A 12,884-nucleotide genomic window follows, 5' to 3' on the forward strand; every position below is an offset into this window, starting at 1 on the left:
CGGCTCAAGGCAACTTCAGCGCCCGGCCCAACTCATCGAACAACGTCACCACCGAGCGCAACGCGCGGCAGTCCGGGCGAGTGAGCAACCACAGGGTGGTGTCGTAACCGTGCAAGGGATCAGTCAACGGTTGCAGTCCGTCGCCGATGAGGAAGTCCGGCAATGCCGCGACACCCAGCCCTGCCCGCACCAACTCAGTCACCGACAACATGCTGTTGCAGCGATAACCCGGTGTCACGCCGGGCAACTGCTGACGACGCCAGGCGACGGTGGGGTGATCAGGCAGGAAGTCGTCCGGGGCGATCCAGGTCAATGCAGCCAAGTCGTGGGAATCAACCGATTGCAGATAGGCCGCGCTGGCACAGACCCGGTAGGAAATATCCGCCAGCCGCCGGCCAACCAAATGCTCGGGTGGTGTGCGGGTCAGCCGCAAGGCGATGTCGGCATCGCGACGGCTGAGGTTGGCGAAATCGTTGGAGGTGCAGAGTTCAATGGTCAGCCCCGGGTAAGACGGCATGAACCGCGCCAGCGCCGGCAACAACAAACTTTGCAGGACCGAGTCGGTGCAGGTCAGGCGCACGGTGCCGCTGATGACCTCACCGCCCTGCTCCACGCCAATGCGCGCCGCCTCCAGCGCTTGTTCGGCGCGTTCAGCCTGCTCGGCCAGGGTCTGTGCCAAGGTGGTCGGCAGATAACCGGTACGGCTCTTTTCGAACAGTTGCTGACCCAGCGCGGCTTCCAGTCGGCGAACGGCACGAAACACCGTCGAGACGTCAACTTTCAACAACGCCGATGCCCGAGCCAGAGAGCCGCCGCGCACCAGGGCGAGGATCAGGGACAGGTCCGGGTAGTCCAGTCGATAGTGCGTCGGTGCATTGATCACTTGGGATAACGCCAATATTGATTGCGTGAACGCCAATCTATAGTGGGTACCAGGAATCAACAAGCGTCGAGATCACTCATGGAAACCAACGCCATCCGCATCGCCCTGATCGGCGATTACGACCCACAAGTCACCGCCCACCAAGCCATTCCCGTCGCCCTCGGCATGGCCGCCGAACACTCAGGCAGGGACATACAGTTTCAATGGTTGGCCACCGACCACATCAACGCCGATACGCCACTGGATGACTTCGATGGTTTCTGGTGCGTGCCCGCCAGCCCTTATCGCGACATGGACGGCGCGTTACGGGCGATCCGTTTCGCCCGCGAGCAGCAGCGACCTTTCCTCGGCACTTGCGGCGGTTTTCAGCACGCAGTACTCGAATTCGCCCGCAACGTTCTGGGCTGGAAAGATGCCGAACACGGCGAGACCTCGCCCGATGCGACACGGGCGTTACTCACGCCGTTGACCTGTTCGCTGGTGGAAGCCGTCGATAGCATTCATTTGGTTGAAGGCTCGTTGATCGCCAAGGCGTACGAAAACGCTGAGATTTGCGAGGGATATCGCTGCCGTTATGGTGTGAATCCTGAGTTTGAACGGGAGCTGCTGAAACAACAGTTGCACGCGGTTGGCCACGATTCGGCGGGAGGGCTGCGGGCGGTGGAGCTAAAAGATCATCCGTTCTTCGTCGCCACGCTGTTCCAACCGGAACGCGCCGCGCTCAAGGGGATTCTGCCGCCGTTGGTCCGCGCGCTGATCGAGGCTTGTGCGAGGCAAAAATCATGATCGCCCAGACACCTGCAACGCCTTACTACGCAGTGATTTTCACCTCGCTGCGCACCGACGGCGATCACGGTTACGAACAGGCCGCCGAACGCATGGTGGAACTGGCCCGGGAGCAACCCGGCTTCCTCGGCGTGGAATCGGCCCGGGGTGCGGATGGGCTTGGAATTACGGTGTCCTACTGGGACAGCGAAGCGGCGATCCTTGCCTGGAAGCACCATCCCGAGCACAGCGCGATTCGCGAGCGCGGGCGTTCGACCTGGTATTCGGCGTGTCATACGCGGGTGTGCAGGGTTGAGCGGGCCTATGCGTTCAAACAGTAAATGACGCAGTGTTCTGTAGGCCGTCTTCGCGGGCAAGCCCGCTCCCACAGGTTTTCGGGGTTGGTCCAGATTGCATGCACGCTACAAATCCTTGTGGGAGCGGGCTTGCCCGCGAAGAGGCCAGAACAGCCACCACAAACCCTCAACCCCGCACCAAACTCCTCACCGCCGTAATCTGCGGCACTTCCCGCCGATTCATATACACCCGCAACGGCTCGGTAATGTTGATCCGGTCGTCGATGTTCTGGTCCAGCAGCAACTGGATCAGTTCGCGCTTGAGCGTCATGGTCTGCTCGGGGCCGGGTGCCCAGACGAATTCACTGGTGGGGATGATGCCGTCGTCGGCCACGTCCATGCCGAACGAGTCTTCGCTGAAACGAACGATGTACTGGCCGGTCTTGCGATTGAGGCCGACGAAACCTTTGAGCTGGTCGGCGGCCTGGCAAATGAGCTGGGAAGTGATGCGCATGATAAACCTCACAAAAGGTCGAAGGACCGGTGATCGATGGTTTACACGCAGGGCAAGCAAACGGATTTCCCTCTGCCGGGGAAATTGCCGGGGCCAAGAGTACTGCAAAGAACCGCACAAAAGCGCTGAAAATAAAATTGCTTTAAATACGTTTATGTCGGTCTGGCGATAGCGCTAGCGGCGCTCAGTTGTTAAAAGATACGTCTTTGAAAACCCATCGCAAAAGGACTTCGACCATGCCTGTCACCTTCACCAAGAGCGCCTTGCTGCTGAGCCTGATGCTCGGCCTCGGCCAGGCACAGGCCGCCAACGAGCCTAGCCCCACCGCATTGGCGACCCGTCTGGGCATTCCGCATCCGGCGGTGATCGCCCACCGTGGCGCGTCTTTCGATGCACCGGAATCCACCGCAGCCGCCTACAAACTGGCTCGCGACCTGGGTGCCGATTACTTGGAACTGGATCTGCAGCGCAGCAAGGACGGCGTGCTGTTCGCCCTGCACGACAACAACCTGCAACGTACCACTGACGTCGCCACCAAGTTCCCTGAGCGCAAGGACAGCCCGGCCAACGAATTCACCATCGCCGAACTGAAAACCCTGGATGCCGGCAGCTGGTTCAACAGCGCTTACCCGGATCGCGCGCGTCCGTCTTATGCAGGTCTGAAGATCCTGACCCTGGACGAAATCATCGACATTGCCCAAGGCAATCCGCTGCACAAGCCGGGCCTGTACATCGAAACCAAAGAGCCGAAGCAGTTTCCCGGCATCGAGCGCGACCTCAAGGAGAAACTCCAGGATCGCGGCTGGCTGAGCCCGACTGGCTCGAAACTGGCGAAGAGCAATCTGGCGGTCGGGTCAGGGTAAAGGCAAAGTCGTGCTGCAAACTTTCGAGAAGAGCAGCCTCGAACTGCTTGAGAAGGAAATGCCGCAAGTGCCAAAAATCCTGCTGCTGTGGGTGGGCGAAGGCAGTATCGAGCCGAAATCCAAAGTGACGTTCGCCGAGTCCGGTGACAAGGACAAAGCGAGTTACTACGCCAAACAGGAGCCAAAAGACAAAGCCGAATTCCAGCAATGGGTCGACTACGCCAAAGCCCAGGGTGCGATCGGTACCGGGCCTTCTGCCGCACTGACCAAGGGTGGTGATCAGAGCTATTCGGACCTGGTGAAGCCGTGGATGAACCAGTACACCCACGATCAGGGCCTGTTGGTGCACGTCTACACCATCGATGATGCGGTGGATTATCAGAAAGTGGCGGATGCCGGCGTCGACGGCATCTTCACCAACCGCGCCAGCGAACTGCTGAAGTTCTATAAGCGTCCGGCAGCGGCGAGCGTTGCGCAGTTGTTGCAGAACAACGGGTATTGATTCGAGAACGTGGCGCTCCCATCGCGGGCAAGCCACGCTCCCACAGGTTTTACGCAGACCTTGTGGGAGCGTGGCTTGCCCGCGATTGCTTTTTTAAGGGTGAATTAAGTTGCGCGAACTAACCTGATCCCACTTAAACAGCTCATCCAAGGAAAGAACCTCATGAAAACCTTAACTGCCCTGTTCACCGCCGCTGCCCTGACCCTCACCGCTGGCCTGGCCCAGGCTGACGTTCGCGTCGACCAGATTCCTGAGTTGGTCAAGAGTGGCAAGATCAAACCCCTGGAAGAACTGAACCAGGCCGCCCTGAAGTTGCACCCGGGCGCCACGATTACCGACACTGACCTCGATAACCACTTCAACGGCTATGAATATGAAGTTGAACTGCGCAGGGCTGACGGCACCGAGTGGGACGTGGACTTCGATGCCACTACCGGCAAGGTTCTGAGCAACAAACAAGACAAGTGATTCATCTGCAAAAAAAGCCGCACGACTTTCGGGTCGTGCGGCTTTCTTGCGTTCGGCGTCAGGCGGTTCGCTGAAGCGACGAACGAAGCCGCGACAATTCGCGCAAGCCCGCTAGAATCCCTCAAAACCATTTGGCATGTTGAGGCAGAGAACCAAGGATATGGGGCAAACAGCGGCAGCAGACATCGCCACAATCAGCCGGATCAGCGCGGTGCCGGCGATGCTTCAGGTGATCAGTGAGTTGACCGGTTTGCGGTTCGCGGCGGTGGCTCGTGTTACCGAAGAAGCCTGGACTGCCTGCGCGGTGCTTGATCGACTGGATTTCGGTTTGGAGGTGGGCGATGAACTCGATCTGATGTCCGCCCTGTGCAACGAAGTCCGCCAAGGCCACCATTCGGTGGTGATCGACCAGGCCAGTGAAGACCCGCTCTACCGCGATCATCACACACCCCGCGCCTATCCATTCGAAAGCTACATTGCCGTCCCGATATTGCGCACCGACGGGCGCTTTTTCGGCACCCTTTTTGCCTTTGATCCCAATCCGGCGCCGCTCAAGTCCAGCACGATCCAGAGCACCATGGAGTCGTTCGCCCGGATGCTGGCGCTACAGATCGAGGCCGAAGAAAACCTGCAACGGAGCGAAGCGGCGCAGATCAAGAAACGCCAAACTGCCGAACTGCGCGAACAGTTCATCGCCGTGCTTGGCCATGACCTGCGCAACCCCTTGTTCGCCATCAGCGCCGGCGCCGAAATGCTCCTGCGCAAAGTCTCTGATCCGGCGAATGAGCAACGGGCCCGGCACATCCTCACCAGCGCCCGACGTGCGACCAAACTGGTGGACGATGTGCTGGACTTCGCGCGGGGGGCACTGGGTCGAGGCATCCCCGTAAACATTGAACCGTGCCCGGATCTGGCGGATGCCTTGCGGCATGTGATTGCCGAGATCCAGAGCATTCACCCTAAACGCATCATTCAGTCGTCGATTGGCGACTTGAGCAACATCCATTGCGATCGCGAACGGGTCACGCAATTGCTATCCAATCTGGTGGCGAACGCCGTTGTCCACGGAGATCCCAATGGCCCGATCGAGGTCAGTGCGCAGGTTGAAGAGGGACACTTTGTGTTGAGCGTGAAGAACCAGGGGCTGATCGCCGAGGATGCGCTGCCACATCTGTTCCAGCCCTACTCGCGACCGGCCGGCGGAACACCGCAGGCCGGCCTCGGGTTGGGGCTGTACATTGCCAGTCAGATTGCGCAGTCCCATGGGGGGCAACTGGAGGTGGTATCGACCGAGCAACAGGGCACGACGTTTACCTTCAGCTTGCCTTCACGGACTTAAGCGGTGGTGCTGACCACCGAACCCGACGTACTGCCCCCCTCATCCTGCAACGCCTGCAACAACGCCGCCGTTACTGTCTGCAACGAAGCCGAAGTGGCCGCAACCTGCGACTGAGCTGCCGCGACGTTCGCAGCTTTAGCTTCGGCGCTGTCCTGCCTGGCTTGGGCTGCTTGCAGTTGTTGCTGTTGTTCCTGCAATTGCTTTTGCAGCTCGGCGAGCTGCTTGCGCAGTTGTTTCACCGTATCGGATTCGCTGCTGCTGGAACTGCTGTCGCTCGACGCAGGTGCACCGCCAGCGGCAACCTTGGTGGTATCACTGGACGCCTCAGCCGTTGCTGCGACAGAGGTGTCTTCAGTGCCGTCGTTAATCGCGACTTTGCTTGAAGAGGTCGACAGGGTCTGGTTGATCGAAACGGAGCTGATGCTGACCATGGGATTTATCCAATGTGGTGTTTGGGTAAATCCGTCATCGACGGGCGCGGCATAAACTTGAGAACGACTGTGTACCGATTAGGTAACCAAACCGATACACAGCCCATTTCACTAGGCGCTCAACCGCGCCGTCACTTCATTCAACTGCCCCGACAAGCCATGCAGATTGTGGCTGGCCGCTTCGGTGCGCTGCACGTTATCCAGGTTGGTGCTGGCGATGCTGGGTGATTTCGGTGAGGTTGCGCGAGATGTCTTCGGCCACTGAAGTCTGTTCTTCAGCGGCGGTGGCGATCTGGCGGTTCATGTCGCGAATGGCCTCCACGGCATGGGTGATGCGCTCGAGCATGGCGCCGGCTTGGGTCACTTGCTCGACGCTTTCTTCGCTGCGCGACTGACCACTTTCGATGGCTTGGGCCGCGTCCACCGCACCGGTTTGCACGGTTTGAATGATCTGGTTGATCTCGATGATCGACGCCGCCGTGCGCTGGGCCAGGCTGCGTACTTCATCGGCGACCACCGCAAAACCACGCCCGGCTTCACCGGCACGGGCCGCTTCGATTGCAGCGTTGAGCGCCAGCAGGTTGGTTTGCTCAGCGATGCCGCGAATCACTTCCAGCACTTTACCGATGCGCCCGCTGTCTTCTTCCAGACGACGGATGACCGTGGCGGTATTGGCGATTTCGCCACGCATTTGAGTGATGGTGTGAATGGTGCCCTGCATGACCTTCTCGCCCTGCTGCGCCGACTGATCGGCATCGTCGGCCGCACGTGCCGCTTCGGCTGCGTGACGCGCGACTTCTTGCGCGGTGGCGGACATTTCGTTCATCGCCGTGGCCACTTGATCGGTGCGGTTGAATTGCTCGTTGGTGCCACTGGCCATGAGGCCAGCAATCGAATTCAGCTCACCGCTGGCACTGTCCAGGTCGGACGCACTGCGCTGCAAACGGTTGAAGGTTTCGGCAAGGAAATCGCGCAAGGTGTTGGCGGCCGTGGCCAGGTTGCCCAACTCGTCCTGACGGGTGCTGGCCACGCGCTCGGCGAAGCGCCCTTGGCTGAGTTGTGCCACGTAGTCGATCAGTTTACGGATCGGCTCCACCAGGTTGCGGTTGACCAGCCACAGACTCAACAGGCCAATCAACAGACCCGACACCAGCATCACCACGAGCCCCAGCAACACCGTCTGATCGGCGCCGGCACTGATCAGCTTTGATTGCTCGATGCTCTGCTTGCGCAGTTCGATGACCAGTTCACTCATCTGCTCGCTGGCTGCACGGTCCACGCCTTTGACCGCGTTGTCGCCGGCCGTTGGGTCGGCACCAGCCGCCACGTAGGCATCACGGCCCTTCTGATAGGCCGCACCTAATACACGATGTTCTTCACGCAGGCGTTCGATGCGGGTCTTGAGTTGCGGCTCGATGCCCTTCTGCCCGACCAGTTCACTGAGAATGCCCTGCACGTTGCGCTGACCATCCTCGAATTGCTTCCAGTATTTGTCCAGGTTCGCAGGTTCCTTGCCGCGCAGCAGAACGTTCTTCCACTCCTGAACCTGCACCTTGAATTGCAGGTTGGCTTCATCGATCAGTTGCGAGGTGTGCAACGGGCCTTCGATCAGGTTCGCGTAGTTCTGAACGCCATTGGACAAAAAGTGAAAGCAGGCCAAAGCGATCAGCAACATCGCCAACAGGCTGCCGCTCAACAGGGCGAGAATTTGTGCTCTGAGGGACTTTTGCAAAAACATCGAGTGATATCTCATGGCAGGGATGAAGCACGACTTACAGGCGTGCAAGGTGTCTGGACATCCCTGTCAGCGACGCTGGCTCACGACCAGAATCGCAAGATCGACATCAGCCTCATCGGCGGGCTAGAGCCTTTCTTTAGCCCCTTCCGACCACCGGTAGCAGGCGGATCTTCGGCGTTATCCAACCGTCACAAAACCTTCAAAATACGTTGCGATGATGGGGCTCAAGTGAACCTGTGAAACCTGCGACAGGCGCCTCCTCACAGCGAGACCTCATGAACCACAGCATTGACCAACGCCATCGCGATTCCGACCTGTTCGGCCTGCTTTACGGTTTCAGTTTTCGCCCCGGCGAGCGCGGCCGGGAAATCGATTCGGTCAAGGCGCTGCACTGTCTGCAACAACCGGACGACAGTGATGAATTCCTCTGGCTGCACCTGAACCTGGCCCACGCCGCGTGCGAGCGCTGGATGAAAAGCCATCTGGCATTGCCCGATGAATTTTTCGAGGCGCTGCACGAAGGTTCTCGCTCAACGCGCATCGAGCATGTCGATTCGGCGTTACTGGCGGTGGTCAACGACGTGGTGTTCAACCTCAGCAGCATGGTCTCCTCGGATGTCTCGACGCTGTGGGTCTGTGCCCGCAGTCGGCTGATCATCAGCGCGCGCCTCCAACCGCTGCACTCGGTGGACAAGCTGCGCTCTTCGGTGAAGGCCGGTGAATGCTTTCGCTCGCCGCTGGAATTGCTGGTGCATTTGCTGCGAGATCAGGGCGAAGTGCTGACGCAGATCGTGCGCAAGACCAGCCTCAGCGTCGATCAGATCGAAGATGAATTGCTGTCGTCGCGCCTGTCGACCAACCGGGCTGAGCTGGGCGCCAACCGCCGAGTGCTGGTGCGCCTGCAACGGTTGCTGGCGCTGGAGCCGGGCTCATTGCTGCGCCTGCTCAATCGCCCGCCGCACTGGCTGCAGAAGGAGGACGTCAAGGAGCTGCGCAAGTCCACCGAGGAGTTTGCGCTGATCATCAACGACCTCACGGCCCTCGGTGAACGGATCAAGCTGTTGCAGGAAGAAATCGCCGCCAACCTCAACGAACAGAGCAACCGCACGCTGTTCACCCTGACCGTGGTCACGGTGCTGGCGCTGCCGATCAACATCATTGCCGGCTTCTTTGGCATGAACGTCGGCGGCGTGCCGCTTGCCGGCGATCCGGAGGGGTTCTGGATTCTGGTGGCGCTGGTCGCGACGTTTACCCTGATTGCCGGACGCTGGGCGTTTCGCAAGCGGCGCGATTATTGAATCCTTCGACCCCACCGATACATTGTGGCGAGGGAGCTTGCTCCCGCTGGGTTGCGAAGCGACCCCAAATCCTGCAACCCGATTTCTTCAGATAAAACGAGGTTACCTATTTGACGACTGCTTCGCAGCCGAACGGGAGCAAGCTCCCTCGCCACAGATATTTGCCTGCATTAACTTCTAGCCCTACAAAAAAACCAAACACTGACCCAGCGCAGCCTCACTGTAATATTTAGCAACGATCATGGGCGACACTCCTTCTCTGCTCAGGATTGTCCGGCATGGCTACGCCTTCTTTCACCGCCGCTACACAGGCTCCCGCCAGCGGCGCCAGGCCGCAGTTCGATAAAAAGCCCGGCCTGCTCACCTTCGTGATGTTCTTTGCGGTACTGGGCAGCGGGCTGTTGTTTACCGCCTACAGCCTGATGCACGACATGAGCGAACTGGGCACGGCGATCACCACCTGGACGCCGTTTCTGCTGTTGGGCGTGGCACTGTTGATTGCGTTGGGCTTTGAGTTCGTCAACGGTTTTCACGACACCGCCAATGCCGTGGCAACCGTAATTTACACCCACTCCCTGCCGCCGAATTTCGCCGTGGCCTGGTCCGGGTTCTTCAACTTTCTGGGGGTACTGCTGTCGAGCGGCGCGGTGGCGTTCGGCATCATCGCCCTGCTGCCCGTGGAGCTGATTCTGCAAGTCGGTTCCTCCGCCGGTTTCGCGATGATCTTCGCGCTGTTGATCGCCGCCATCCTGTGGAACCTTGGCACCTGGTGGTTGGGTTTGCCGGCGTCTTCGTCCCACACGCTGATCGGTTCGATCATCGGTGTCGGCGTAGCCAATGCCCTGATGCACGGCCGCGATGGCACCAGTGGCGTGGACTGGGCCCAGGCGACCAAAGTCGGTTACGCGTTGCTGCTGTCGCCGCTGATCGGCTTCGCGTTTGCCGCGCTGTTGCTGCTGGCGTTGCGCGCCTTCGTCAAAAATCGCGCGCTGTACAAGGCGCCGAAGGGCGACACCCCGCCACCGTGGTGGATTCGCGGTATGTTGATTCTGACCTGCACCGGTGTGTCCTTCGCCCACGGTTCCAACGACGGCCAGAAAGGCATGGGCCTGATTATGCTGATCCTGGTGGGCACCTTGCCGATGGCGTATGCGCTGAACCGCACCATGCCGGCGGATCAGGCCTTGCAGTTCGCTGCGGTGGCGGAAGTCACCCAGCAAGCCCTGATGAAAAACTCGCCGCTTCCGGTGCCCGCCGATCCGCGCCCGGTGCTGACCGACTACATGCGCAGCAAGGAAGCCACGCCGCAATTGATCCCCGCCCTCGCCGCACTGGCGGGCCACATCGGGAACGAAGTGAAGGGGTACGGCTCGCTGTCGAAAGTCCCGGCCGAAGCGATGGGCAACGTGCGCAACGACATGTACCTGACCAGCGAAACCATTCGCCTGATGGACAAGAACAAGGTTGGCAACTTCGACGCCGACACCACCGGCAAGCTGCAACTGTTCAAACAACAGATCGACAACGCCACCCGGTTCATTCCGCTGTGGGTGAAGATCGCGGTGGCCATCGCCCTGGGACTGGGCACCATGGTCGGCTGGAAACGCATTGTGGTGACGGTCGGCGAAAAAATCGGCAAGACACACCTGACCTACGCCCAGGGCGCCTCGGCGGAAACCGTGGCGATGTTGACCATCGGCGCTGCCGATATGTTCGGCCTGCCGGTATCGACCACCCACGTATTGTCTTCAGGCGTGGCCGGGACCATGGTCGCCAACGGTGGCGGCTTGCAGATGAAGACCATCCGCAACCTGCTGATGGCCTGGGTGTTGACCTTGCCGGCGGCGATTGTGTTGTCGGGGAGTTTGTATTGGTTGTTCACCAAGCTGTTCTGACCAGCCTAAACACCCAACCCCTGTAGTAGCGAGGCTTGCCCGCGAAGAAGGCACCGCGGTCTACCCCAATGACCGCGTTATCGTTCTTCGCGGGCAGCCTCTCGCGCCTACAGGGATTTTTTTGCCCGGCGAAAGCATTTCGTCGCAAATTCAGAGGATTGCGCCTTCATTGATCCACCACCCGCCGGATTGCACTTCAGTTTGCTAACGTGTGGCCGACTCATAAGAGACTCGATGCATTCAGGAGTGGAATCGTGAATCTGTATATCAATCAGCTTCAGCACAAAGCTGACTTTAAAGAAGCCATCTACGCCGGCGACATCTTCCTGAACACTCAGCTGCGCGCCGCCAAAGAGCTGTGTGCGTTCGCCCAGGAAAGCATCACCGCCGCCTTCGACGGCGAGACCAATCACCAGGCGCTGCACACGCTGATGCCGGTGGAAGAATTCGTGGTACTGGTGACGCGCCTCAAAGGCCAGTTCACCAACAGCCAACGCGCCAAGGACCTGATCCTGTCGTTTATCGACGAGATCGGTGTCGACCCGCGTGAGTACATTTTCGACGTGCCGCGTATTCGCGTGGTGCCGAACTATGACTACCTGCACGCCGGTGTCAGCTACGCTTACAAGCCTCATCGCGACACGTGGTACGGCAGCGTCGATTGCCAGATCAACACCTGGATGCCGGTGCATACCATTCGCCCCGACCAGACCATGATGATCAACGCCGGTTACTTCGACGTGCCCGTGAAGAACACCTCCAGCGAATGGAGCCTCAACGACTGGATCAACAACCAGCGGCACAAGGCCAAGGACAACCTCAAAGAGGAAGTCCGCGTGCACCCGGTGCCGCTGGAGGCGATCAATACCGCGTCTGAAGTGCGCATCGCCGGCAATACCGGCGAGATGCTGATCTTCTCCGGCTCGCATCTGCATGGCACGGTCGCCAATCACACCGAACAAACCCGCTTCAGCGTGGACTTCCGCCTGATGCACCTCGACGACCTCAAGCACAAGCGCGGCGCGATCAACGTCGACAGCGCCTGCCCTGACGTCGGCGCCGGCTTCAAAGACTATTTTCACGCCCACGACTTTTCGAATTTCCAAGGAATCGACCAATGACCAAGCGTCGCATCACGCCTGCCGAGGCCCAGTACAACGAAACCCGTGCCAACGTCCTGAAACGGGTCGATGCCGAGTACGTGGCCGACGCACCGTTCGTCTTCGCCAACCGTATCGGCGTGACCGCTGCTCTGTCGCGCATGGAGCTGTTCAAGAAAGTCGCCGAAATCCCGGGCGCGATCATTGAGTGCGGCGTGTACAAGGGCAACTCGTTGATGCTCTACATGCACCTGTCGATGATCCTGGAACCCTACGCGATCAACCGTTCGATTATCGGCTTCGACACCTTCGAAGGCTTCCAGAGCATCGACAAAAAAGAAGACCCGGCAGACGTGAACGAGACCATGTTCTCCGACACCGACCAGTCGCTGATCCAGGACATGATCGACGCCAACGACTTGCTGCGCCCGGTCAACCGTATCCCGCGCTGTGAGCTGGTCAAAGGCGACATCGTCAAGACCGTGCCGGAGTGGGTCCAGACCCGTCCAGACTTGGTGGTGGCGATGCTGATCCTCGACACCGATCTGTACGAATCGACCAAAGTCGCTTTGGAAACTTTCCTGCCGTACATGCCAAAAGGCGCGATCGTAGTACTGGACGAAGTGGCTTATCGCAACTTCCCTGGTGAAACCAAAGCCCTGCGCGAAGTGCTCGACCTGAACAAAATCGAACTCAAACGCCTGCCGTTTGATTCGTGTGTAGGCTACTTCCACGTCTAACCCATCCCCCCTTTGTAGGAGCGAGGCTTGCCCGCGAAGAAGGCACCGCGGT

The 12,884-nt window shown here is 59.4% G+C and carries 12 protein-coding genes and 2 pseudogenes; 9 read left to right on the forward strand and 5 right to left on the reverse strand.

Going from position 1 to position 12,884, the window contains the following annotated elements; genetic code table 11:
* Positions 1-4: 4 nt before the first annotated feature.
* A complete protein-coding gene (locus PSH65_RS24550) occupies positions 5-946 on the reverse strand; it encodes a LysR family transcriptional regulator (RefSeq protein ID WP_305422882.1) in 942 nt (313 codons plus the stop codon).
* Positions 947-961: 15 nt separating this feature from the next.
* Between PSH65_RS24550 and PSH65_RS24555 the strand changes: the two genes are divergently transcribed.
* Positions 962-1,669, forward strand: a complete 708-nt coding sequence (locus tag PSH65_RS24555) for a CTP synthase (protein ID WP_305422883.1) — start codon at positions 962-964, stop codon at positions 1,667-1,669.
* Positions 1,666-1,989 carry an antibiotic biosynthesis monooxygenase gene (locus tag PSH65_RS24560; RefSeq protein ID WP_305422884.1) on the forward strand — a complete coding sequence of 108 codons (324 nt, stop codon included), beginning with the start codon at positions 1,666-1,668 and terminating at the stop codon, positions 1,987-1,989. Before PSH65_RS24555 ends, PSH65_RS24560 begins: the two co-directional genes overlap by 4 nt.
* Positions 1,990-2,131: 142 nt before the next feature.
* Here the strand turns inward: PSH65_RS24560 and PSH65_RS24565 are convergent, their stop codons facing one another.
* The gene (locus tag PSH65_RS24565) at positions 2,132-2,458 is read right to left on the reverse strand and encodes a DUF2025 family protein (protein WP_030132586.1); all 327 of its coding nucleotides are present in this window, start codon (positions 2,456-2,458) and stop codon (positions 2,132-2,134) included.
* 236 nt (positions 2,459-2,694) lie between these two features.
* On the opposite strand from PSH65_RS24565, the pseudogene PSH65_RS24570 reads away from it, so the two are divergent.
* From PSH65_RS24570 to PSH65_RS24580, 3 genes and pseudogenes are all read left to right on the forward strand, one after another.
* Positions 2,695-3,823 (forward strand): annotated as a pseudogene (locus tag PSH65_RS24570) (glycerophosphodiester phosphodiesterase).
* A 162-nt stretch (positions 3,824-3,985) separates the two neighbouring features.
* The gene (locus PSH65_RS24575; protein ID WP_305422887.1) at positions 3,986-4,291 is read left to right on the forward strand and encodes a PepSY domain-containing protein; all 306 of its coding nucleotides are present in this window, start codon (positions 3,986-3,988) and stop codon (positions 4,289-4,291) included.
* 160 nt (positions 4,292-4,451) lie between these two features.
* Positions 4,452-5,630, forward strand: a complete 1,179-nt coding sequence (locus PSH65_RS24580) for a GAF domain-containing sensor histidine kinase (protein ID WP_305422888.1) — start codon at positions 4,452-4,454, stop codon at positions 5,628-5,630.
* On the opposite strand, the gene PSH65_RS24585 is transcribed toward PSH65_RS24580, so the two are convergent.
* From PSH65_RS24585 to PSH65_RS31945, 3 genes and pseudogenes are all read right to left on the reverse strand, one after another.
* Positions 5,627-6,061: a hypothetical protein gene (locus PSH65_RS24585; RefSeq protein WP_305422890.1), complete on the reverse strand. Its 435-nt coding sequence runs from the start codon at positions 6,059-6,061 to the stop codon at positions 5,627-5,629. The genes PSH65_RS24580 and PSH65_RS24585 overlap by 4 nt on opposite strands.
* 196 nt (positions 6,062-6,257) lie before the next feature.
* Positions 6,258-6,941, reverse strand: a complete 684-nt coding sequence (locus PSH65_RS31940) for a methyl-accepting chemotaxis protein (RefSeq protein ID WP_370694716.1) — start codon at positions 6,939-6,941, stop codon at positions 6,258-6,260.
* A 165-nt stretch (positions 6,942-7,106) separates the two neighbouring features.
* Positions 7,107-7,814: pseudogene (locus tag PSH65_RS31945) on the reverse strand (methyl-accepting chemotaxis protein); the annotation flags it as partial.
* Positions 7,815-8,074: 260 nt separating this feature from the next.
* Between PSH65_RS31945 and PSH65_RS24595 the strand changes: the two are divergent.
* The 4 genes from PSH65_RS24595 to PSH65_RS24610 all read left to right on the forward strand — a co-directional run bounded on the left by PSH65_RS24595 (position 8,075) and on the right by PSH65_RS24610 (position 12,832).
* Positions 8,075-9,097, forward strand: a complete 1,023-nt coding sequence (locus PSH65_RS24595; protein WP_305422891.1) for a transporter — start codon at positions 8,075-8,077, stop codon at positions 9,095-9,097.
* 278 nt (positions 9,098-9,375) lie between these two features.
* Positions 9,376-10,992, forward strand: coding sequence for an inorganic phosphate transporter (locus PSH65_RS24600; protein ID WP_305422893.1), 1,617 nt, complete (start codon positions 9,376-9,378; stop codon positions 10,990-10,992).
* Positions 10,993-11,246: 254 nt separating this feature from the next.
* The gene (locus PSH65_RS24605; protein WP_007898748.1) at positions 11,247-12,113 is read left to right on the forward strand and encodes a hypothetical protein; all 867 of its coding nucleotides are present in this window, start codon (positions 11,247-11,249) and stop codon (positions 12,111-12,113) included.
* Positions 12,110-12,832 (forward strand): TylF/MycF/NovP-related O-methyltransferase, encoded by a 723-nt coding sequence (locus PSH65_RS24610; protein ID WP_007898747.1) that lies wholly within the window; start codon positions 12,110-12,112, stop codon positions 12,830-12,832. The genes PSH65_RS24605 and PSH65_RS24610 overlap by 4 nt, the downstream gene beginning before the upstream one ends.
* The last annotated feature ends 52 nt before the right edge of the window (positions 12,833-12,884 follow it).

The sequence above is a fragment of the Pseudomonas sp. FP603 genome (genome assembly GCF_030687415.1).
GTDB classification, from domain to species: domain Bacteria; phylum Pseudomonadota; class Gammaproteobacteria; order Pseudomonadales; family Pseudomonadaceae; genus Aquipseudomonas; species Aquipseudomonas wuhanensis.